Annotated in this window: 20 protein-coding genes; 9 read left to right on the top strand and 11 right to left on the bottom strand. The window is 62.5% G+C overall.

Going from position 1 to position 22,377, the window contains the following annotated elements; translation table 11 throughout:
• Positions 1 to 31: 31 nt before the first annotated feature.
• The 6 genes from ACIQUF_RS20745 (at position 32) to ACIQUF_RS20720 (ending at position 9,549) form a co-directional block, all read left to right on the top strand.
• Positions 32 to 1,369, top strand: coding sequence for an imelysin family protein (locus tag ACIQUF_RS20745; protein WP_403134905.1), 1,338 nt, complete (start codon positions 32 to 34; stop codon positions 1,367 to 1,369).
• A gap of 160 nt (positions 1,370 to 1,529) precedes the next feature.
• Entirely contained in the window at positions 1,530 to 2,957 is a 1,428-nt protein-coding gene (locus ACIQUF_RS20740) for a di-heme oxidoredictase family protein (protein WP_403134903.1), read from the top strand.
• A gap of 18 nt (positions 2,958 to 2,975) precedes the next feature.
• A complete protein-coding gene (locus ACIQUF_RS20735; RefSeq protein WP_403134900.1) occupies positions 2,976 to 4,040 on the top strand; it encodes an imelysin family protein in 1,065 nt (354 codons plus the stop codon).
• A gap of 2 nt (positions 4,041 to 4,042) precedes the next feature.
• Positions 4,043 to 5,140, top strand: a complete 1,098-nt coding sequence (locus tag ACIQUF_RS20730) for a DUF1513 domain-containing protein (protein WP_403134897.1) — start codon at positions 4,043 to 4,045, stop codon at positions 5,138 to 5,140.
• A 202-nt stretch (positions 5,141 to 5,342) separates the two neighbouring features.
• Complete coding sequence (locus ACIQUF_RS20725; RefSeq protein ID WP_403134894.1) at positions 5,343 to 6,491, top strand: efflux RND transporter periplasmic adaptor subunit; 1,149 nt, start codon at positions 5,343 to 5,345, stop codon at positions 6,489 to 6,491.
• A gap of 13 nt (positions 6,492 to 6,504) precedes the next feature.
• On the top strand, positions 6,505 to 9,549 hold the full coding sequence (locus tag ACIQUF_RS20720) for a multidrug efflux RND transporter permease subunit (RefSeq protein ID WP_403134892.1): 3,045 nt from the start codon (positions 6,505 to 6,507) through the stop codon (positions 9,547 to 9,549).
• Positions 9,550 to 9,708: 159 nt separating this feature from the next.
• Here ACIQUF_RS20720 and ACIQUF_RS20715 read toward each other — a convergent pair whose 3' ends face one another.
• From ACIQUF_RS20715 to colR, 5 genes are all read right to left on the bottom strand, one after another.
• The gene (locus ACIQUF_RS20715) at positions 9,709 to 9,939 is read right to left on the bottom strand and encodes a hypothetical protein (RefSeq protein ID WP_403134890.1); all 231 of its coding nucleotides are present in this window, start codon (positions 9,937 to 9,939) and stop codon (positions 9,709 to 9,711) included.
• Positions 9,936 to 10,637, bottom strand: coding sequence for a lipopolysaccharide kinase InaA family protein (locus ACIQUF_RS20710; RefSeq protein ID WP_403134888.1), 702 nt, complete (start codon positions 10,635 to 10,637; stop codon positions 9,936 to 9,938). Before ACIQUF_RS20710 ends, ACIQUF_RS20715 begins: the two co-directional genes overlap by 4 nt.
• A gap of 6 nt (positions 10,638 to 10,643) precedes the next feature.
• Entirely contained in the window at positions 10,644 to 11,324 is a 681-nt protein-coding gene (locus ACIQUF_RS20705; protein WP_403134887.1) for a class I SAM-dependent methyltransferase, read from the bottom strand.
• A 107-nt stretch (positions 11,325 to 11,431) separates the two neighbouring features.
• Positions 11,432 to 12,742: a sensor histidine kinase gene (locus tag ACIQUF_RS20700; protein ID WP_403134885.1), complete on the bottom strand. Its 1,311-nt coding sequence runs from the start codon at positions 12,740 to 12,742 to the stop codon at positions 11,432 to 11,434.
• On the bottom strand, positions 12,732 to 13,415 hold the full coding sequence (colR, locus tag ACIQUF_RS20695; protein WP_003255215.1) for a two-component system response regulator ColR: 684 nt from the start codon (positions 13,413 to 13,415) through the stop codon (positions 12,732 to 12,734). Before colR ends, ACIQUF_RS20700 begins: the two co-directional genes overlap by 11 nt.
• Before the next feature lie 181 nt (positions 13,416 to 13,596).
• On the opposite strand from colR, the gene ACIQUF_RS20690 reads away from it, so the two are divergent.
• Positions 13,597 to 14,325, top strand: coding sequence for a phosphatase PAP2 family protein (locus ACIQUF_RS20690; RefSeq protein ID WP_403134883.1), 729 nt, complete (start codon positions 13,597 to 13,599; stop codon positions 14,323 to 14,325).
• Between the two features lie 57 nt (positions 14,326 to 14,382).
• Here the strand turns inward: ACIQUF_RS20690 and groL are convergent, their stop codons facing one another.
• From groL to ACIQUF_RS20665, 5 genes are all read right to left on the bottom strand, one after another.
• Positions 14,383 to 16,026, bottom strand: a complete 1,644-nt coding sequence (gene groL / locus ACIQUF_RS20685; RefSeq protein WP_403134880.1) for a chaperonin GroEL — start codon at positions 16,024 to 16,026, stop codon at positions 14,383 to 14,385.
• Between the two features lie 48 nt (positions 16,027 to 16,074).
• A complete protein-coding gene (locus ACIQUF_RS20680; protein ID WP_016488938.1) occupies positions 16,075 to 16,368 on the bottom strand; it encodes a co-chaperone GroES in 294 nt (97 codons plus the stop codon).
• A gap of 243 nt (positions 16,369 to 16,611) precedes the next feature.
• Positions 16,612 to 17,073: an FxsA family protein gene (locus ACIQUF_RS20675; protein WP_403134877.1), complete on the bottom strand. Its 462-nt coding sequence runs from the start codon at positions 17,071 to 17,073 to the stop codon at positions 16,612 to 16,614.
• Positions 17,074 to 17,139: 66 nt separating this feature from the next.
• Positions 17,140 to 17,871 carry a HugZ family protein gene (locus tag ACIQUF_RS20670; protein WP_403134876.1) on the bottom strand — a complete coding sequence of 244 codons (732 nt, stop codon included), beginning with the start codon at positions 17,869 to 17,871 and terminating at the stop codon, positions 17,140 to 17,142.
• Positions 17,872 to 17,949: 78 nt separating this feature from the next.
• The gene (locus ACIQUF_RS20665) at positions 17,950 to 18,960 is read right to left on the bottom strand and encodes a DUF481 domain-containing protein (RefSeq protein WP_403134874.1); all 1,011 of its coding nucleotides are present in this window, start codon (positions 18,958 to 18,960) and stop codon (positions 17,950 to 17,952) included.
• A gap of 151 nt (positions 18,961 to 19,111) precedes the next feature.
• On the opposite strand from ACIQUF_RS20665, the gene ACIQUF_RS20660 reads away from it, so the two are divergent.
• Both ACIQUF_RS20660 and ACIQUF_RS20655 read left to right on the top strand, forming a co-directional pair.
• On the top strand, positions 19,112 to 19,465 hold the full coding sequence (locus tag ACIQUF_RS20660) for an MGMT family protein (protein WP_403134872.1): 354 nt from the start codon (positions 19,112 to 19,114) through the stop codon (positions 19,463 to 19,465).
• A gap of 43 nt (positions 19,466 to 19,508) precedes the next feature.
• The gene (locus ACIQUF_RS20655) at positions 19,509 to 21,056 is read left to right on the top strand and encodes an AmpG family muropeptide MFS transporter (protein ID WP_403134870.1); all 1,548 of its coding nucleotides are present in this window, start codon (positions 19,509 to 19,511) and stop codon (positions 21,054 to 21,056) included.
• Positions 21,057 to 21,126: 70 nt separating this feature from the next.
• Here ACIQUF_RS20655 and ACIQUF_RS20650 read toward each other — a convergent pair whose 3' ends face one another.
• The gene (locus tag ACIQUF_RS20650) at positions 21,127 to 22,371 is read right to left on the bottom strand and encodes an MFS transporter (RefSeq protein ID WP_403134867.1); all 1,245 of its coding nucleotides are present in this window, start codon (positions 22,369 to 22,371) and stop codon (positions 21,127 to 21,129) included.
• Positions 22,372 to 22,377 lie beyond the last annotated feature (6 nt).

The raw sequence follows: 22,377 nt of genomic DNA, 5'->3' as shown, positions 1-22,377 counted from the left end.
TGTCCAACCACACGACGCAGGGAAACCAATAATGATTCGAATGCCTCTGGCCTCCGCCAGCCTCCTGGCCATCGCCATCGCTCTCGCCGGCTGCGGTGAAGGCAAGGACGACAAGGCCGCCGCTCCGCAAGCTCAGGCACCTGCTGCCGCCAGCACCACCGCTGCGGCGCCCGGGGCTGTCGACGAAGCGGCCGGCAAGGCCGTGGTCAAGCATTACGCCGAGATGGTCTACGCCGTGTACAGCGACTCGCTGAGCACCGCCAAGACCCTGCAGACCGCCATCGACGCATTCCTCGCAACGCCCAACGACGACACCCTGAAAGCCGCCAAGGCTGCTTGGGCCGCCGCTCGCGTTCCGTACCTGCAGAGCGAAGCCTTCCGCTTCGGCAACACCATCATCGACGACTGGGAAGGCCAAGTGAACGCCTGGCCCCTGGACGAAGGCCTGATCGACTACGTCGACAAGAGCTACGAGCACGCCCTGGGCAACCCGGCGGCCAGCGCCAACATCATCGCCAACACCGAGATCCAGGTCGGCGAAGAGAAAGTCGACGTCAAGGACATCACTGCCGAGAAGCTGGCCAGCCTGAACGAGCTGGGCGGTTCCGAAGCCAACGTCGCCACCGGCTACCACGCCATCGAATTCCTGCTCTGGGGCCAGGACCTCAACGGCACCGGCCCAGGCGCGGGCAACCGTCCAGCCTCCGACTACCTCGAAGGCAAAGGCGCCACCGGCGGCCACAACGACCGTCGCCGTGCCTACCTGAAGTCGGTTACCGAGCTGCTGGTCAAGGACCTCGAAGAGATGGTCGGCAACTGGGCGCCGAACGTCGCCGACAACTACCGCGCCACCCTGGAAGCCGAGCCTGTCACCGACGGCCTGCGCAAGATGCTGTTCGGCATGGGCAGCCTGTCGCTGGGCGAGCTGGCCGGCGAGCGCATGAAGGTTTCGCTGGAAGCCAACTCGCCGGAAGACGAGCAGGACTGCTTCAGCGACAACACCCACTACTCGCACTTCTACGACGCCAAGGGCATCCGCAACGTCTACCTGGGCGAGTACACCCGCACCGACGGCACCAAGCTGACCGGCCCGAGCCTGTCGTCGCTGGTGGCCAAGGCCGACCCGGCCGCCGACGCAACCCTGAAGGCCGACCTGGAAGCCACCGAGGCGAAAATCCAGGTCATGGTCGACCACGCGCTCAAGGGCGAGCACTACGATCAGCTGATCGCCGCCGACAACGCTGCCGGCAACCAGATCGTGCGTGATGCCATTGCATCGCTGGTCAAGCAGACCGGTGCGATCGAACAGGCCGCTGGCAAGCTGGGCATTGCCAACCTGAACCCGGACACTGCCGATCACGAGTTCTGATTCGGCGGTGATGGTGTTATGAAAAAGGCGACCTTCGGGTCGCCTTTTTTCTTCGGTTGCTGACACCAATTTCATCCAGCAATTGCAAATTGCTCTTATTCAAACTCCCCCACCCTGCTAAGCTTGCACGCCGGTTTTTCGCCCACGCCCAGGATTTTGCATGTCCTTGTCGCTGTCCCGACTATCCCTTCCGCTGCTGGCCCTCGCCCTCGCCGCCTGTGACGACGCCCCGCGTTTCACCCAGGCCGAGCCCGGCGAAGCGCTGTCCGGTGGCCAGGCGACTGTCCAGCGCAGTGATCGCAATGCCTTTTCCCTGCCGTCGGCCAACCTCTCGCCCGAGCGGCGCCTGGACTTTGCCGTCGGCAACAGTTTCTTCCGCAACCCGTGGGTGATCGCCCCGTCCACCACCACCGCGCGCGATGGCCTGGGCCCGTTGTTCAACACCAACGCCTGCCAGAACTGCCACGTGCGCGATGGCCGCGGTCATCCGCCGGAGCCCGGTGACAGCAATGCCGTGTCGATGCTGGTGCGCCTGTCGATCCCCGACCAGCCTTATCTGGCCAAGGAAATCGAGCGCCTGGGCGTCGTCCCGGAGCCGGTCTACGGCACCCAGTTGCAGGACATGGCCATTCCAGGCGTGGCTCCCGAGGGCAAGGTGCGGGTGAGCTACGAAAACCAGACCGTTTCCTTCAAGGACGGCCATCAGGTCGAGCTGCGCCGCCCCACCCTGCATATCACCCAGCTCGGCTACGGCCCGATGCATCCCGACACGCGCTTTTCCGCGCGCGTGGCGCCGCCGATGATCGGCCTGGGCCTGCTCGAAGCCATTCCCGAAGCCGATATCCTGGCCAACGAAGACCCGGACGATCGCAACCGCGATGGCATTCGCGGGCGCGCCAACCGGGTCTGGGACGACGCCCAGGGCACCACCGTGATCGGCCGTTTCGGCTGGAAAGCCGGGCAGCCCAACGTCAACCAGCAGAACGTGCACGCCTTCAACGGCGACATGGGCCTGACCAGCACCCTGCAGCCCAAGGACGATTGCACCCCGGCGCAGCGTGATTGCCTGGCCGCCGCCAATGGCGACGGCGCCGACGGCGAAAAGGAAGTCAGCGACAACATCCTGCGCCTAGTGACCTTCTACACCCGCAACCTCGGCGTGCCGGCACGGCGCGATGTCGGCGCCCCACAAGTGCTGGCCGGCAAGAATCTGTTCTTCCAGGCCGGTTGCCAGGGCTGCCACACACCTCAATTCACCACCGCCGCCGACGCCAGCGAACCCGAACTGGCCGGCCAGGTGATTCGCCCCTACAGCGACCTGCTGCTGCACGACATGGGTCCGGGCCTGGCCGACGAGCGCACCGAATTCGCCGCCAACGGCCAGGACTGGCGCACCGCACCGCTGTGGGGCATCGGCCTGAGCGAAGCGGTCAGTGGCCACACCCAGTACCTGCACGACGGCCGCGCCCGCAACCTGCTCGAAGCCGTGCTCTGGCACGGCGGCGAAGCGCAGGCGGCGCGCGACCATGTATTGACCTTCGATGCCGAGCAGCGCACTGCGTTGCTGGCGTTCCTGAACTCACTTTAAACGCGCAAGGAGCCGGGCATGTTCCGACCCAAACTGTTGTTCACCAGCCTCGCCGCACTCGCCCTCGGTGCCTGCTCGCCGCAGGACCCACAGGCCGTGACCTCCGCTGCCATCGCCAAGCAGGTGATCCTGCCGACCTACAGCCGCTGGGTCGAAGCCGATCGCCAGTTGGCCGTCAGCGCCCTGGCCTACTGTGAGGGCAAGGAAAGCCTGGACACCGCGCGCGCCGACTTCCTCCACGCGCAAAAAGCCTGGGCCGAGTTGCAGCCCCTGTTGGTCGGCCCGCTGGCCGAAGGCAACCGCGCCTGGCAGGTACAGTTCTGGCCCGACAAGAAGAACCTGGTCGGCCGCCAGGTCGAGCAACTGGTCAACGGCGACAAGCCGGTAGATGCCGAAAGCCTGGGCAAATCCAGCGTCGTGGTGCGCGGCCTGTCGGCTTACGAATACATCCTGTTCGACAGCAAGCCGGACATCGCCACGGCTGAGCAGAAGGCCCGCTATTGCCCGCTGCTGGTCGCCATCGGTGAGCACCAGAAGGCCCTGGCCGAAGAGATCCTCAAGGGTTGGAACAGCACCGACGGCATGCTGTCGCAGATGACCAAGTTCCCCAACCAGCGCTACGCCGATTCCCACGAAGCCATCGCCGACCTGTTGCGCTCCCAGGTCACCGCCCTGGATACCCTGAAGAAGAAACTCGGTGCGCCGATGGGCCGCCAGAGCAAGGGCATCCCGCAGCCGCTGCAGGCCGAAGCCTGGCGCAGCCATTCGTCGATCAAGAGCATCGAAGCCACCCTCAAAGCGGCCCAGGCCGTCTGGGTCGGGGTCGACAATCAGGGCCTGCGCGGCCTGCTGCCCAGCGATCAGAAAGCCCTGGCAGAAAAGATCGACGACGCCTACGCTACCTCGCTCAAACTGCTGGCCGACAACCAGAAGACCCTGGGCGAGCTGTTGGCCGATGACGCCGGCCAGCAGAGCCTGAACCAGATCTACGACAGCCTCAACGTCGTCCACCGCCTGCACGAAGGCGAGCTGGCCAAGGCGTTGAATATCCAGCTGGGCTTCAATGCCAACGACGGTGACTGATCATGCTGCGACGCCAGGCCCTCAAACTCGCTAGCGTAGTGCTCAGCGCCCTGACCCTGGGCGGCTGGAGCCTGTTTCGCAACAAAGGCAGCGAACCCTTGCTGCTGTCGGCGCGTGACGATGGCGAAGGCAAGCACTATGCGGTCGGGTTCCGCCTGGACGGTACCCAGGTGTTCAGCACCCAGGTGGGCCAGCGTTGCCATGCCATCATCAATCACCCTGAATTGCCGATCGCCCTGTTCGTCGCGCGCCGCCCCGGTACCGAAAGCTACCTGGTCGACCTGCGCGACGGGCGCCTGCTGCAGACCATCACCTCGCAACCCAACCGGCACTTCTATGGCCATGCGGTGATTCACAAAGGCGGCGAATGGCTGTACGCCACCGAGAACGACACCACCGACCCCGGGCGTGGCGTGCTGGGTGTGTACCGCTTCGAAGGCGAGCGCCTGGTGCACACTGGAGAAATTTCGACCCACGGCATCGGCCCCCATGAAGTGGCCTGGCTGCCGGATGGCGAGACTCTGATCGTGGCCAACGGCGGTATCCGCACCGAAGCCGAGAGCCGGGTCGAGATGAACCTCAACGCGATGGAGCCGAGCCTGGTGCTGATGCAGCGCGACGGCACCCTGCTGAGCAAGGAGACCCTGGCCCAGCAGATGAACAGCGTGCGCCACCTGGCCGTCGGCAGCGATGGCACCATCGCCGCCTGCCAGCAGTTCATGGGCGATGCCGATGAAACCGCCGAGTTGCTGGCGATCAAGCGCCCGGGCGAGCCGTTCAAGGCCTTCCCGGTGCCCGAGCGCCAGCTGCAATCGATGGCCCAGTACACTGCCAGCGTCGCCATCCATAGCGACCTGCGCCTGGTGGCACTGACCGCGCCACGGGCCAATCGCCTGTTTGTCTGGGACCTGGACAGTGGTGCGGTGAAGCTCGATGCGCCGATGCCGGATTGTGCGGGGGTCGGGGCGGTGAAGGATGGGTTTGTGGTCACCTCCGGACAGGGGCGTTGTCGCTATTACGATTGCCGCAAGGCTGAGTTGATCGGGCAGCCGATGGACCTGCCTTCAGGGTTCTGGGACAACCACCTGCATCTGGCTTGAGGGCCCTTTCGCGGATGAATCCGCTCCTACAAGGCTTGCGTAGATCCTGTAGGAGCGGATTCATCCGCGAAGAGGCCAGCACAAACAAAGCAATTCCCCTTCCCGCCAAAAACAGTCAATACTTCCCCCATCCACACGTGGGCAGGATCGCCCGTTGTCGTGTCAAAACGAATAACAATCACGCTTCCAAGGAACCGGACTTATGCTGCGCCGCCGCATGCTCATCATGTTGGCCGTGGTTCTGCTGATCGTGTTGGCCCTGGGGGGCTACAAAGCCTTCTCGATCTACCAGCAGATCCAGATGTTCACCGCCCCCAAGCCGCCCATCACCGTGGCCGCCGCACTGGCCGAAGAACGCCAGTGGCAGCAGCGCCTGCCTGCCGTGGGCAGCCTCAAGGCGTCGCAGGGCGTCGAGCTGAGCCTGGAAGTCGAAGGCACGGTCAAATCGCTGCACTTCGACTCCGGCCAGAAGGTCAAGGTCGGGCAACTGCTGCTGCAGCTCAACGACGACCAGGAAACCGCCCTGCTCGGCACCGCCCAGGCCGACCTGGGGCTGGCCAAGGTCGACTTTGGCCGGGGCAGCCAGCTGGTCGGCGATTCTGCCATTTCCCGGGGCGAGTACGACCGTCTCACCGCCCAATACCGCCGCAACCAGGCGGTGGTCGAGCAGCTCAAGGCATCGAAGACCAAGAAAAGCATCAGCGCCCCGTTCAGCGGCACCATCGGCATCCGCCAGGTGGATGTCGGCGACTATCTGGCCGCCGGCACGGTGATCGCCACGCTGCAGGACCTGTCCAGCCTCTACGTCGACTTCAATGTGCCGGAACAAGCGCTGCCGCAGTTGAGCCTCGGTCAGCAGGTGCTGGTGCAAGTGGCGGCCTACCCCGGCCAAACCTTTCCTGCCAGCCTCAGCGCGATCAACCCCAAGATCGAGGAGAGCACACGCAACCTGCTGGTGCGGGCGACCCTGGCCAACCCGGACGGCAAGCTGCTGCCGGGCATGTTCGCCAACCTGTTGGTACTGCTGCCCGATCCGCGCCCGCAGGTGGTGGTGCCGGAAAGTGCCATCACCTACACGCTGTATGGCAACTCGGTGTATGTCGCCACAGCGAAAAAGGACAAGGACGGCAACCCCGAACGCGACGACAAGGGTCAGCCGCAGCTCAGCGCCGAACAGCGCAGCGTGCAGACCGGCGAACGCCGCGATGGCGTGGTGGTGGTCAGCAAGGGGCTCACGGCCGGCGAGCAGGTGGTCACCGCCGGCCAGCTCAAGCTGACCCCAGGTGCGGCCATTCGCATCGGCCAGGACACTGCCCTCAAACCCGAAGCAGGCGCCCCGCGCGCGGACTGACCAGGAGGCAGGCATGGCGTTCACCGACCCGTTCATCCGCCGCCCAGTCCTGGCCAGCGTGGTCAGCCTGCTGATCCTGCTGCTGGGGTTCCAGGCCTGGAGCAAGCTGCAGATCCGCCAGTACCCTCAAATGGAAAACGCCCTGATCACGGTGACCACCGCCTACCCCGGGGCCAACGCCGAGACCATTCAGGGCTATATCACCCAGCCGCTGCAGCAGAGCCTGGCCAGCGCCGAAGGCATTGACTACATGACCTCGGTGAGCCGGCAGAACTTCTCGATCATCTCCATCTACGCGCGTATCGGCGCCGACAGCGACCGCCTGTTCACCGAGTTGCTGGCCAAGGCCAACGAAGTGCGCAACCAGCTGCCGCAGGACTCCGAAGACCCGGTGCTGAGCAAAGAAGCCGCCGACGCATCCGCACTGATGTACGTCAGCTTTTACAGCAAGGAAATGAGCAACCCGCAGATCACCGACTACCTGTCCCGGGTCATCCAGCCCAAACTCGCGACCTTGCCGGGCATGGCCGAGGCCGAAATCCTCGGCAACCAGGTGTTCGCAATGCGCATCTGGATCGACCCGGTAAAGCTCGCCGGTTTCGGCCTCGCCGCCACCGATGTGACCAATGCCGTGCGCCGCTACAACTTCCTCGCCGCCGCCGGTGAGGTCAAGGGCGAGTATGTGGTCACCAGCATCAACGCCAACACCGAGCTGAAATCGGCCGAAGCGTTTGCCGCGCTGCCGGTCAAGACCGCCGGCAACAGCCGCGTGTTGCTGGGCGATGTGGCGCGGGTGGAGATGGGCGCGGAGAACTACGACACGGTCAGCTCGTTCGATGGCACGCCGTCCGTGTACATCGGCATCAAGGCCACCCCGGCGGCCAACCCGCTGGATGTGATCAAGGAAGTCCGGCGGATCATGCCGGAGCTGGAAAGCCAGCTGCCTTCCGCGCTCAAGGTGTCCATTGCCTATGACGCCACGCTGTTCATCCAGGCGTCCATCGACGAGGTGATCAAGACCCTCGGCGAAGCGGTGCTGATCGTCATCGTGGTGGTGTTCCTGTTCCTCGGCGCCCTGCGCTCGGTGCTGATCCCGGTGGTGACCATCCCGCTGTCGATGATCGGCGTGCTGTTCTTCATGCAGATGATGGGCTACTCCCTGAACCTGCTGACCCTGCTGGCGATGGTGCTGGCCATCGGCCTGGTGGTGGACGACGCCATTGTCGTGGTGGAGAACATCCACCGGCACATGGAGGAAGGCAAAACCCCGTTCGACGCAGCGCTGGAAGGTGCACGGGAAATCGCCATGCCGGTGGTGTCGATGACCATCACCCTGGCGGCGGTGTACGCGCCGATCGGCTTTCTCACCGGGCTTACCGGAGCCCTGTTCAAGGAGTTCGCCCTGACCCTGGCCGGTGCGGTGATCATCTCCGGCATCGTCGCGCTGACCCTGTCGCCGATGATGTGCGCCCTGCTGCTGCGCCAGGAGCAGAACGCCCACGGCCTGGCCCATCGCCTGGACGTGCTGTTCGAACGCCTCAAGGGCCGCTACCAGCGCCTGCTGCACACCACCCTGGACAGCCGGCCGGTAGTGCTGGTGTTCGCCGTGATCATACTGTGCCTGATCCCGGTGCTGCTCAAGTTCACCCAGAACGAACTGGCGCCGAACGAGGACCAAGGGGTGATCTTCATGATGAGCAGTTCGCCGCAGCCGGCCAACCTCGACTACCTGAACGCCTACACCGACCAGTTCACACCGCTGTTCAAGGCCTTCCCCGAATACTACTCATCGTTCCAGATCAACGGTTTCAACGGTGTGCAGAGCGGCATCGGCGGCTTTCTGCTCAAGCCCTGGAACGAGCGCGAGCGCACGCAAATGGAGCTGCTGCCGTTGGTACAAAGCAAGCTCGAAGAAATCGGCGGGCTGCAGATTTTCGGCTTCAACCTGCCGTCGTTGCCTGGGACCGGCGAAGGCCTGCCGTTCCAATTCGTGATCAACACCGCAGGCGATTACCCGGCGTTGCTGGAGGTGGCCCAACGGGTCAAGGAGCGCGCCCAGGCCTCGGGCAAGTTCGCCTTCCTCGACATCGACCTGGCCTTCGACAAGCCCGAAGTGGTGGTCGATATCGACCGGGCCAAGGCGGCGCAGATGGGCGTTTCCATGGATGTTCTGGGCGGCACGCTGGCCACCCTGCTGGGCGAGGCAGAGATCAATCGCTTCACCCTGGAGGGCCGCAGCTACAAGGTGATCGCCCAGGTCGAACGGCCCTACCGGGACAATGCCGGCTGGCTGAACAATTACTACGTGAAGAACGACCAGGGCCAATTATTGCCCTTGTCGACCCTGATCACCCTCAGCGACCGCGCCCGGCCACGCCAGCTCAACCAGTTCCAGCAGCTGAACTCGGCAATCATCCAGGGCGTGCCGCTGGTCAGTATCGGCGAGGCCTTGCAGACGGTCCGGGACATTGCCGCCGAGGAAGCGCCGGAGGGGTTTTCCTTCGACTACGCCGGTGCCGCACGGCAGTACATCCAGGAAGGCAGCGCGCTGTGGGTGACCTTCGGCCTGGCGCTGGCGATCATCTTCCTGGTGCTGGCGGCACAGTTCGAAAGCTTCCGCGACCCGCTGGTGATTCTGGTGACAGTGCCGCTTTCGATCTGCGGGGCGCTGCTGCCGCTGTTCCTGGGGATTTCCAGCATGAACATCTACACCCAGGTCGGGCTGGTGACGCTGATCGGCTTGATCAGCAAGCACGGCATTCTGATCGTCGAGTTCGCCAACCAGTTGCGTGAGGAAAAGGGCCTGAGCGTGCGGGAGGCCATCGAAGAGGCGGCGGCGATTCGTCTACGGCCGGTGCTGATGACCACGGCGGCGATGGTGTTCGGCATGGTGCCGCTGATTTTGGCGACCGGGGCCGGGGCGGTGAGCCGCTTCGATATCGGCACGGTGATCGCGACGGGGATGTCGATTGGGACCTTGTTTACCTTGTTCGTGTTGCCTTGCATCTACACCTTGTTGGCGCACAAGACTGCGGCCAAGGAGCCTGTCGTTGTCTGATCCGGCCCCTTCGCGGCTAAAGCCGCTCCCACTGGGACCGCATTAAACCTGAAGCAGTGGGGTATCTGTAGGAGCGGCTTCAGCCGCGATGAGGCCGGCCCAGGCAACGCATACATCAAAAAGCCCCGCAATCGCGGTGCCTCATTTGCTCGAACAGGGTCAGCCGAACGGCCGCAACCCCTGCCGCAACCCGAACAGAAACAGCAACAGGTCCTGATCAGGCTGCGCCTGAGCCTGCTGTTGCTTCACATCCCTCGGCAACGCGCACTGCTCTGCCTGCTCAGCCTTGCTGAACACCACTGCCCGCGGTTCTTCCCAGGCGGCTATCGCCACCGTGGTCACCGCCAAGCCAGCTACCAGAAACAAAGCTCGAGCGATTTCTAGTTTCATTGCCCTAACCCTTTGACAACGCTGCCAAACGCCATCTGGTAAAAATAGAGCAGGGATTGCCACTCTGCGTCGTTGAGCGACGAATGGCGGCGCAGCTGGCGCAGGTCGTTGCCGGCTGCTCGTTGGCAGCTGATACGCCGGCGGCACTTCTCCAGATCGAGCAGGGCCACTTCGACCTGGGCCTGTTCACCCTCGCCGATTACCTTGATGAAAACGTGCTTGCCATACAGGCAGCCATGCTGCCAGTGCCCCAGGTGCATGCGCGCCAAGTTGTCGGCCAGGTCCTTGAGCATCCGCTCATGAACCACCTGCGGATAGCGCTCACGGGCACCTTCGGCATGCCAGGTGTCGAGTTCGATGAAACCATCCAAGGCTTCGCTGACCAGCAGTGCCCGCCATTGGTGCTCGGCATCGCGCTCGGCACCGCAAAAGACAATGCGCGGTACCCGCACACCCAGTTGCTCGAAGCTGTTCAGTGCGTCGAGTTCACGCAATACCGTCGGCCTGCCGAACGGATGCAACAGGCTGCGATAGATATGGCCTACCTGACGCTTGGCATACAGCAACTTGCCATTAGCGTCGTTCAGGCGTTGCACCCCACTTTCACCGCCGCGCCGCTGGTTGGGTTCTTCCACCCATTCGCCCTGCTGACGCCAGTAATAATCGAAGCGTGACTCCCCGCTCTGGGCTACAGCCATCAAACACTACCCCTTACGCAATACATAAACCCGCCACATGGCATAGAACGGCAGGAAATCGAGGCGCTCCTGAATTCTGAAGCCTGCAGCCTGGAATTCTTCTTCAACCGTCTCCGCTGGTAACACGAAGCGATTCTGGTAACTACCCTGCTCGGCTTTTGCGCTACGGCGCTGTTCAAGCTTTTGCCGGCGCCAGGCCTTGAAGTTACCGTCCACCCACAATGACAGGATTACGCTGTCACGGCTAACTCTATGAAATTCCGAAAGAATCGTCTTTCGATGGGCGGCCTCGCCAATGTGGTGGAACAGCCGCATGCAGAAAATGCTGTCCACCGCGTTATCCGGCAAATCGATAGCGAACGCAGATGTCTGCAAAGGCCGTACCCGTGCCACCACTTCTGGCGGCTGTGCCGCACAGGCTGTCTCGATCATCGCCTCGGAATTGTCGGCGCCAATGATCACCCGGTTATGCTTTTCCGCCAGCAGCGGCCAGAACCGCCCTGCACCGCAGGGCAAGTCCAGCACCAATCCCGGCTCTCCGGCGAGCGCCAGGGCACGACGAGCCAATTGCTCGTCACGTTTGTGGGACAAGCGACGCGCCAGGCCATCCTGGTGCTTGAGGAAGTACTCGCGCGCATGTTGCTGGTCGTACTTCTCGGAAAATTCGAGTTTGATCGGGCTACGCATTAGGCATCTCCTGGCTCCATAGCGCCCACCTTACGTAAGGGAGCGTAGGAAACAGGTCATGCCAATGTGAAAAAAGTGTTATCACCAAAGCAAGATGTTTCAGCGCATTACTCACGAAGCAGGGAAGGATCGATCCTCTCGGCGCCTTGGCTCAAGTCCACCTGGAAGCGGCACCCATGCGGCGCGGTCGCAGTCAATGTCACGCGCCAACCTTGGTCATCGCAGATGCGTTGCACCAGTGACAAGCCCAGGCCCAAACCCTCGCCACGCCGCTCGTCGCCGCGCACAAAGGGCTTGAACATCGCTTCGCGCTGCTCTTCCGGAATGCCGACACCGCTGTCTTCAACGCTGAAACCATTGGCTTCCAGGCTCAGGCGAATGTAGCCGCTGTCGGTGTAGTGCGCAGCATTGCGCAACAAGTTACCCATCACCGATTGCAGGAAGGTGGCGTTGTACAACAACGGACCGGCGCTGACGCGGCCATCGAAATACAGCGTCAGGCCCTTCTGCTCGATGGTGTCGCGCCACACACCGATCAGGTCGTCAGCCACCTCGCGCAGGGTCGCCTGCGACGCCACGGCGCCCTGATCGCGCTGGGCACGGGCGAGCATCAGGAAGGTCTTGACCAGCTCGCGCATTTCTTCGGTGGCGCGGGCAATCCGTTCGACCTGGTTACGCGAGCGGGTATCGAGGTTGGGGTTTTCCATCAACAGCTCGCAGGAGGTGGCAAGCACCATCAACGGCGTACGCAATTCATGGCTGACGTCACTGGTGAACAGGCGTTCGCGGGTCAGTGCATCGCGCAAGCGCCCGAGCGTGTCGTCGAAGGCAACCGCCAACTGGCCCACTTCATCGGCTGCGTAATCCGGCGCCAAGGGCGGAGCCAAACCCAGCAACTGGTCTCGGTGACGCACTTGTCGCGCCAGGCGGATCACCGGCGCCATCACCCGCCGTGCCAGCAGCCAGCCGAGAAACACCGCCAACACCAGGCTGAGCACGAAGCCGACTACCACGACCGCGAACAGCACCCGTTCACGCTCTTCGAAGTCGCTCTGATCCTGCAGCAGCACATAGTGGCGACCGTCGACGATCTCGACCATCGCGTGGTAGGACAGTTGGTCGCGGAATACCTCGTGGAAGCCTTTATCGAGGTGGCGCAGGTCCTTGGGCAGCTCGAAATCGTCGCGCCCACCACTGAAGTAGAACAGCTGATCGGGACGCGGGCGATGGCTCCAGTCACTGACACTGTCCATGCGCAGCAAGCGTTGCAGGTCGCCACCGAGCACCGAGGAAATCAACCGCTCTTCGACCAGGTGCACTGTGGCGACGATACCGAAGGCGAAGGCCCCTGCAACCAGCGCACTCATCAGCGCAAAGGCAATGATGATGCGCTGCGCCAGGCTTTGCTTAAACTCCATCACGGCCCTCGGCGAGGCGATAGCCGACGCCATGGACGGTATGCAGCAGCGGTTTTTCGAACGGTTTGTCGATCACTTGGCGCAGCTGATGCACATGGCTGCGCAGGCTGTCGCTGTCGGGGCAGTCATCGCCCCACAGGGCCTCTTCCAGCACCTCGCGGCGCAGTACATGCGGGCTCTTCTGCATCAGCACGGCGAGCAGCTTGAGGCCGACCGGGTTGAGCTTGAGCAGGCGGCCCTGACGGGTGACTTCAAGGGTATCGAGGTCGTAGCTGAGGTCGGCGACCTGCAAGGTACGGCGCCCACCACCCTGAGCGCGGCGCAACACCGCTTCGATGCGTGCGGCCAACTCCGACAGGGCGAAGGGTTTCAACAGGTAGTCATCGGCGCCGGAGCGGAAGCCCTGCAGGCGGTCATCCAGCTGGTCACGGGCAGTGAGCATGATCACCGGGGTATCGCGGCGCGCGTCCTCGCGCAGGCGCTTGCACAGGGTGTAGCCATCGATCCCGGGCAGCATGATGTCGAGCACGATCAGGTCGTAATGCTCGGTGGCGGCCAGGTGCAAACCGGACAAGCCGTCCTGGGCGCAATCGACGGTGTAGCCTTTCATGCCCAGATAGTCGGCAAGGTTGGCAAGGATATCGCGGTTGTCTTCAACCAAAAGAATACGCATCGGGTTCTCCTGTGCGGCGCTTCGCTGTGGTGCGCGGCAGGCGCAGCTTAAGGCCATCCCCGAGTCTGTGCCAGCCCTTGGATAAATTCAGCGAAGTTGACGGTTTTTTCACCCATCCTTCACGGACACAGCATAGCGGGGGCAGGACAATGCCCGGTCTTTTCCATCCCCTGGAGCCGTCATGCAACAACGCATTCGCCCTCGCCCCATCAATTTCTGGCTGTACCTGGGTATCCCTGTGGCTGCTGCGGTGGCCTTGATCCTGCTGGAGTTGACCGCGGTCGACATGGACGTTGCCAACCTGTTTTACGACCGGGCCGCTGGTGAGTTCATCGGCCGCCATAGCTATTTGCTGGAGAACATCCTGCATGATCGGGTCAAGCAGGGGGTGATCTTGCTGGGGCTGCTGGCCTTGCTGACATTCGCCCTGAGTTTCTTCTGGGAGCGCCTGTTTGGCTGGCGTCGCGAATTGGGTTGCCTGGTGTTGGCGCTGGGCCTTTCAACAGCCTTTGTCACGCCCTTGAAGAAGGTCACTCAGGTGCAGTGCCCCTGGAGCTTGAGCCAATTCGGCGGTAAAGAAACCTACAGTAAGTTGCTGGAGCCACGTCCGGCCACCGACAAACCTGGGTTGTGCTGGCCAGGCGGCCATGCAGCGACCGGTTTCTGCCTGTTCGGCCTGTTCTTCATGCTGCGTGATCGAAAGCCGCGCCTGGCTCGGCTGGCATTGGCCGTAGCGTTTGTAGCGGGCTCGGTGCTGTCGCTCGGCAGGATGATGCAGGGCGCGCACTTCCTGTCGCACAACGTGTGGACAGCGGTGTTCTGCTGGCTGATCGGGCTGGGGTCTTATTACCTGATTCTGTATCGGCGGGGGACAGAAGAAGTGGCTACCACTGAGCGCAGTGTCGCCTGACCAACGAAAAAGCCCCGCACTAGGCGGGGCTTTTTCTTACTGCTGGGTAAGGCTGGCTTACATCATGCCGCCCATGCCACCCATGCCGCCCATGTCTGGCATGCCGCCGCCAGCTGGAGCTTCGCTTGGAGCGTCAGCAACCATGGCTTCGGTGGTGATCATCAGACCGCCGATCGAAGCGGCAGCTTGCAGCGCCGAACGGGTGACCTTGGCTGGGTCGAGGATACCCATCTCGATCATGTCGCCGTATTCGCCGGTAGCAGCGTTGTAGCCGTAGTTGCCCGAACCCTGCTTGACCTTGTCGGCCACAACGCTTGGCTCGTCGCCGGCGTTGGCAGTGATCTGACGCAGCGGCGCTTCAACAGCGCGACGCAGCAGGGCGATACCGACGTTCTGGTCTTCGTTGTCGCCTTTGAGGTCGACGACGGCAGCCAGGGCGCGAACCAGGGCCACACCACCGCCAGGCACCACGCCTTCTTCGACGGCTGCACGGGTAGCGTGCAGGGCGTCTTCAACGCGGGCTTTCTTCTCTTTCATTTCAACTTCGGTGCCAGCACCGACCTTGATCACGGCAACACCGCCAGCCAGCTTGGCCAGACGCTCTTGCAGTTTCTCACGGTCGTAATCCGAAGAGGTTTCTTCGATCTGGGCACGGATCTGCTTGACGCGTGCTTCGATGTCGGCGTCAACGCCAGCACCGTCGATGATGGTGGTGTTTTCCTTGGACAGGATCACGCGCTTGGCGTTACCCAGGTGCTCCAGGGTAGCGGTTTCCAGGGACAGGCCGATTTCTTCGGAGATGACCTGGCCGCCGGTCAGGACGGCAATGTCCTGCAGCATGGCTTTGCGGCGGTCGCCGAAACCTGGTGCCTTGACCGCAGCAACCTTGACGATGCCGCGCATGTTGTTGACGACCAGGGTAGCCAGCGCTTCGCCTTCGACGTCTTCGGCAACGATCAGCAGTGGACGACCGGCCTTGGCAACGGCTTCCAGAACTGGCAGCAGCTCACGGATGTTGGAGATCTTCTTGTCGACCAGCAGCAGCAGCGGGCCTTCCAGCTCGGCAACCATGGTGTCCGGCTTGTTGACGAAGTATGGCGACAGGTAGCCACGGTCGAACTGCATGCCTTCTACGACGGACAGTTCGTTTTCCAGGCCCGAGCCTTCTTCAACGGTGATTACGCCTTCTTTACCGACTTTTTCCATGGCTTCGGCGATGATTTCACCGATGGAGTTGTCGGAGTTGGCGGAGATGGTACCTACCTGAGCGATGGCCTTGGAGTCGGCGCATGGCTTGGACAGGTTTTTCAGCTCGGCGACAACGGCAGCGGTGGCCTTGTCGATGCCGCGCTTCAGGTCCATCGGGTTCATGCCGGCAGCGACGGCTTTCAGGCCTTCGTTGACGATGGCTTGAGCCAGAACGGTAGCGGTGGTGGTGCCGTCACCGGCAGCGTCGTTGGCCTTGGAAGCGACTTCCTTGACCAGCTGAGCGCCCATGTTTTCGAAGGCGTCTTTCAGCTCGATTTCTTTGGCGACGGAAACGCCGTCCTTGGTGATGGTCGGCGCGCCGAAGCTCTTGGCCAGGACCACGTTACGGCCTTTCGGGCCCAGGGTCGCTTTTACCGCGTCAGCCAGAACGTTGACACCAACCAGCATTTTCTTACGGGCGGAATCGCCGAATTTTACGTCTTTAGCAGCCATGATCGTTTAATCCTTGGAATTCTTTGGAGTAACGGGAAGTCGGGGAAATCAGCCTTCGACTACGGCGAGGATTTCGTTCTCGGCCATGACCAGCAGGTCTTCGCCATCGACTTTCACGGTGTTGCTGCCCGAGTAAGGGCCGAAAACCACTTTGTCACCTACTTTCACGGCCAGCGCACGAACTTCGCCGTTGTCCAGGATGCGACCGGTGCCGACGGCGACAACTTCGCCACGGTTTGGTTTTTCAGCGGCCGAACCCGGCAGGACGATACCGCCAGCGGTTTTCGATTCTTCTTCGCTGCGACGGATAACTACGCGGTCATGCAGAGGACGAAGCTTCATTGTCGATCTCTCCCAAATTGTGGTTTTCATCGGCCGGTGTCGACACCGGCGGGTTGATGCGGTCCGGCGTTGCCGGGGGTGGCCCGCAATGGGCGAACCACCTGTGTATTGTCTGGCGTTGCCACCAGAAACCTTGCGGTGACCACATACATGAGGCCGACATAATCAATTACAAGGCTTGCTGTGCAAAATTTTTCAGTGACCTGAAAAAGATGGGGCCGCAAACAACGGCCCCAAGGGTATTCACTTGTCGCGGCGTTCGTATTCGCCTTCGATCACATTTGGCCGGTGGCCGCTGTCGCGCGGCTGTGCCTGGAACGGGTCATCCTGGAACGCGCGCTGGCGCATGGCCTGGGCCTCGGCACGCTGGCGCAGCTTGCGCGCGGCCAGGTGGCGGGTGAATGGCAGCAGGCATAGCAGGCCCAGCACGTCGCTGATGAAACCCGGCAACAGCAGCAGGCCACCGCCTACCGCCAGCATCATGCCCTGGAACATGTCCTCAGCAGGCAGTTCGCCACGCTGCAGGCTCTCACGGGCACGCAGGGCGGTGGCCAGGCCGGCCACGCGCATCACCACCACACCCAGTGCAGAACCGGCGATGATCAACAGCAGCGCCGGGAAGAAACCAATGGCTGCGCTGACCTTGACGAAAACGAACAACTCCAGCACAGGGAAAAGTAGAAACAGCAGTAGAAAAGCACGCATCAAGGATTCCTCGACGGAAGACAATCTTCCTTTAAGACCAACAGATGGATGCGTGCGCTCGCTTTTTCAAGCTTCGACTTCAGTCGCAGCCGGCCATTGGTCGGCGCGCGCCAGCAAAACCAGGGCTTCGCGAACTTGTGTCGGCGTATTGCAGGTGCTCGGGAATGGCAGCCAGTAAACGCCCTGGCCAATGCGCAGGTGCATGCCTTCGCTGTCGATGCCGACCAGTTGCGCCGCTGCGCTGCGTGGCAGGTCGCTCAATTCGACGTAGTGGGCGATGGCATTGGCGTGGTCGCTGTTCATGTGCTCGATCATGCTGGCCTCGGCCTTGCCCGCAAACGGGTTGGCGAGGGTTACCTGGTCGAGCCAGTGGATCGCGCCGAAGCCGCCGATGTAGCGGTGGCGCACCGGCTGCAGCACCCAGAAATCGAAGTCGTGCGCCTTGTGGTAGTTGGCGGCATCGGGGAAATAGCGGTAGTAGCGCTCGGCAGCAGCCTCGACGGCGGATTCGTCGACCAGTTTGCGGGCCTCGGCCATCACCGTCAGGCGGCCAACGGCCTGTACATCCTCAGCTTCACGCTCACCGACCAGCAGCGAGCACTTGGGGTCTTTCTGCAGGTTGTGGGTGTGCTGGGCGATACGGCTGATGAGGATCAGCGGGTTGCCCTCGGCGTCCAGGCAATAGGGCACTACCGAACCGAAGGGGAAACCGGGCATGGACTTGGAGTGGGTCGAGAGCACGCCGCGGTATTCCTTGAGCAGCAGTTCCCGGGCGGGGCGGATGGCGTTGTTACTCACTGGGGGCGCTCCTGGCGGCGGACTGGATGGGTGACAAGATAAGCATTATCACCCGCCAGTGCCACAGCGCCCGGCTAATTACCAGGTCACACCAAACCCAGCGGTGTAACGGGTCTTGTCCAGGTCACTCTCACGCGTGCCAGTGATGATGTCCTTTTCAGCCTTGAGGTTGAGCGAGGCCCATTCGGTGACCTTGTAGCGCAGCCCAACTTCGGCATCCAGCGAGTAGTCGGCGACGCCGCCCAGCGGCTTGGCGAACTCGCCATTGGTGAACAGTTGGACGTTCTTGCCGATCAGATAACGGGTGTAATCCCATTTCAGCGCCGCCGCATAGAAGTTGTCCTTCGCGCCATCGCGGTATTCGAAGTCGGTGCGGTTGATCAACGTACCCAGCGAGAACGCGCCCAGCTCGTCATCCCAGAACTGGTAACCCGGGCCGGTACCCACGGTACGCTGGCGGGCCAGGTCTTCGATCTGGTCGCGCTTGTATTCCAGGCGCCCCTGCCAGAACCACTTCTCGGTGATGAAGCGGTCGAGTGCGTACTCGGCGCTCCAGTTGTTGGTGGTGGTGACCTCGTCCTTGGTCTCGCGGTTGTACTCGCCCTCGGCATTGTGCCGCCAGCGGCCATGGCGCGCGGTGGTCTTGAAGCCGACGTCATAGTCGTCGGTATCGTTCTCGGCCCGCTTGTAGTCCAGCGCGACGTCGACGTTGCCTTTCCACACCAGGTCCTCGACCACGGGCTTGGGCTTCATGATCTGTTCGATGCTGGCCAGGTCGACGGTCTTCGGCGCATCGCCATTGGCCAGGGTCACTTTGCCAGGCTCGGCGGCCTTCAACGACTTGGCGCGCTCACCGTTGTAGGCATCCTGCTTGACCAGCAGTTCCTGGTCGCTCTCCAGCGTCTGGACCTGTTTCCAGTCCAGCGAGATCGAGCCACCGTAAGGCGTCTCCAGCAGCAGCTTGCCGCCGTCGAAGACGCGGATCTTGCCGCTCAGACGGTCACCGTTCTTCATCCACACGGTGTCGGCGAACGCAGGGGCAGCGCACAGGGAGGCGGTCAACAGGCACAACAACGATCTAGAATGCATAAGCGGACTACGGGTTCGATTAGCGAAAAAGCCGGGCATTATCCAGATACCAACGACCAGAGCAAGGACAGACCGACAGACATGCCGTTGAGTTCAACTCTCATTTACCGCGACCACTCGTCCGGTTTCACTTCAGGCCAAGGCTGGCGCAATGTCTGAGGAATACGAGCACGCACTGGAAACGCCTGAGGCCCGACGAACGGCACTGTATTCGGTTCTGGGCCAAGTGCCAGAGGGAAAGGTTGTCAGTTATGGTCAACTCGCCGAACTGGCCGGCCTGGGTCGGGCGGCGCGCTGGGTAGGCCGAACCTTGGGGCAGTTGCCTGCGGATACACGCCTACCCTGGCATCGAGTACTGGGTGCCGGCGGGCGCCTGAGCCTTGCGCTGGGCACACCATCGGGCGATGAACAACGGGCACGCTTGCGTGCGGAGGGCGTGAATGTAACCAATAATCGTGTGGATATGTCGCGCCATGGCTGGCGCCCAATGGAGCACAGCGGTTAGAGTGCGCGTTTTGTTTTCGCAAACTTGAGGCAGATGTTGGCCCATGCCCCGTAAAACCTGGCGCGCTGCGCTTGCTGCCTATGCCAGCCCGTCTACTTTGGTGCTTTTGCTGCTGGGCTTTGCTGCCGGCTTGCCCTACATGCTGGTGTTTTCGACCCTTTCGGTGTGGCTGCGCGAAGCTGGCGTGGCGCGCGAAACCATTGGTTATGCCAGCCTGATCGGCCTGGCGTACGCCTTCAAGTGGGTCTGGTCGCCGCTGCTCGACCAGTGGCGGCTGCCGCTGCTCGGCGGCATGGGTCGGCGCCGCTCGTGGCTGCTGCTGTCTCAAGCGCTGGTGGTGATCGGGCTGGTTGGCATGAGTCTGTGCGACCCGCAGCAGCACCTTTCGTGGCTGATCGCCCTGGCGGTGCTGGTGGCATTTGCCTCGGCCACTCAGGACATCGCCGTCGATGCCTATCGCCTGGAGATCGCCGACGATCAGCGCCAGGCTGCCCTGGCTGCCAGCTATATGGCCGGGTATCGCGTCGCTGCCCTGCTCGCTACCGCTGGTGCATTGTTCTTCGCCGAATGGTTCGGCTCCACCGGTTTCAGCTACCTGCACAAAGCCTGGGCGGGCACCTACGTGCTGTTCGGCGTGATGATGCTGCCGGCGCTGTTCACCACCCTGGTGATGCGCGAGCCGCCGGTGCCCTTGCGCACCCAGTTGTCGGCGGCGCGCTATGGGCTGGTTCACCAACTGGCTTCGGTGTTCGTGCTGATCATCCTGCTGGTTTCGGTACCGGCCAGCTTTACTCAGCTGTTCAACACCGATTGGGCCAGTGTCATCTTCGGCGAAGCCACGCCGCTTGACCTGCTGCTCGACGACCGCGCGTTCCTGCGCCTGATCCTCTATGCACTGCTGACCTGGGCGTGCCTGTCGAGCATGGGCCGTCGCGGCCTGGCGCCGGTGCTGACGCCGGTCAACGACTTCATCAGCCGCTACCGCTGGCAAGCTTTGCTGCTACTCGGGCTGATCGCCACCTATCGCATGTCGGACACGGTGATGGGCGTGATGGCCAACGTGTTCTACATCGACATGGGCTTCACCAAGGACCAGATCGCCAGCGTCAGCAAGATCTTCGGCCTGATCATGACCCTGGTCGGCGCAGGTGCCGGTGGCTTGCTGATCGTGCGCTTCGGCATCCTGCCGATCCTGTTCATCGGCGGCGCGGCTTCGGCGGCGACCAATATCCTGTTCCTGATGCTGGCCGACATGGGCCCGAACCTCGAAATGCTGGTGGTGACCATTTCGCTGGACAACTTCAGTTCAGGCCTGGCCACCTCGGCGTTCGTCGCGTACCTGTCGAGCCTGACCAACCTGAAGTTCTCGGCCACGCAATATGCGCTGCTGAGCTCGATCATGCTGCTGCTACCGCGCCTGATCGGGGGTTATTCGGGGGTGATGGTGGAGAAGTTCGGCTATCACAATTTCTTCCTGATAACCGCGCTGCTGGGCGTGCCGACATTGATCCTGATCGCGCTGCATTGGCGCCAGGAAGCAGGCAAAGGGAAACCGGCACCGGTGGAGAATTCGGCGGCCGAGCAGCCCTGATACAGCTCTATCGCCTGTCCCGGCCTCTTCGCGGGCAAGCCCGCGAAGAGGCCATGAGTAACGCTGAAAATTACTGAGCGACAGCCCCTTCATCCGGCCGACCACCGACCACAAACCACAACGGCCAAAGCGCCAATGCCCCCGCCACACCCGCCGCCAGCGCAAAGTGCATCAAGCTCGCCCCAGCCCCGATCATCGCCATCACCGCTCCACCCAGTCCCAACAAGGCAATGGTGATCATCCCCAGCATCGCCGACACCAGCCCCTTGCTCTGCTCGCTGGAGAACAGCGTCATGCGGTACAGCACCGCGTTGGCCACGCCCAACCCCAGCGCATACAGCGACATGCCAGCCACCACACTGGTCACCGTCGGCCAGTACCAGGTCGCCAGCACCATCAGGCACAACCCAGCCAAGTATGGCCATAATGCTCCGCGCACCAGTGCCGGCAGCGGATAGCGATCAGCGATGCGGTTGATGATCAGGTTACCGAGGATCAACCCGCCAAACACCGGCAGCTGCCACAACGCATACTCCATCGTGCTCAGCCCCTCATCGTGGATCAGCAACACCGGCGACAGGCCGATCCAGCCAATCAACGGCAGGCCCACCAGGCCCAGCGCGGCGCTGCCGGCAACGAAGCGGCGGTTGGCCAATAGTTGCCCGTAGCCTGCGAGCAACGGCAACAGGTGAATCGGCGTGAACGGCAAGCGCGAACCATCGCGACGTTCCACGCCAAGGGTTTCGGGCATCAGGCGGTACAATAGCCCCCACACCAGCACAGCGCCGACAGCGAACGCCACGAACAGCCAGCGCCAGTCCAGCCATTGCAGCATCAAGGTGCCCACCAGCGGGCCGAGCAGTGGCGACAGCAACGCGATATTGGCCAACAAGGCCATCATCCTAACTGCGTCTGCCTCACTGAATGCCTCATTCAACGCCGGATAGCTGACCGTCACCACGAAACCCAGACCGATGCCTTGTAGAAGACGCAGCAGGTTGAACAGGCCGATATCCTGCACCCAGTAAGTGGCCAGACAAGCCACCCCGAAGAGCGCACAACCGGTCAACAGCAGCGGCCGGCGACCGTAGCGATCAGCCAGCGGGCCGATCAGCCACTGCAGCACCACACCACCAAGCAGGTACAGATTGAGCGCATGGGGGATATATTCCGGGCTGGCGTTCAGGTGGTCGACGACCACGGGCATGGCCGGCATTACGGCGTCGCTGGCCAGGTAGGTCAGCAGCTCGAACAGGGCCAGGGTCAGGCCGAACAGCAAGGCTCTGAGGGGGGTGATGTACAGCAGTGGTTTCATGATGGC

Origin of the sequence: Pseudomonas sp. NPDC090233 (assembly GCF_044772285.1) — a bacterium.
In the GTDB taxonomy this organism is placed as follows: domain Bacteria; phylum Pseudomonadota; class Gammaproteobacteria; order Pseudomonadales; family Pseudomonadaceae; genus Aquipseudomonas.
The sequence above is the reverse complement of the archived record's forward strand: the minus strand, read 5'-3'. Positions and strand labels throughout refer to the sequence as shown.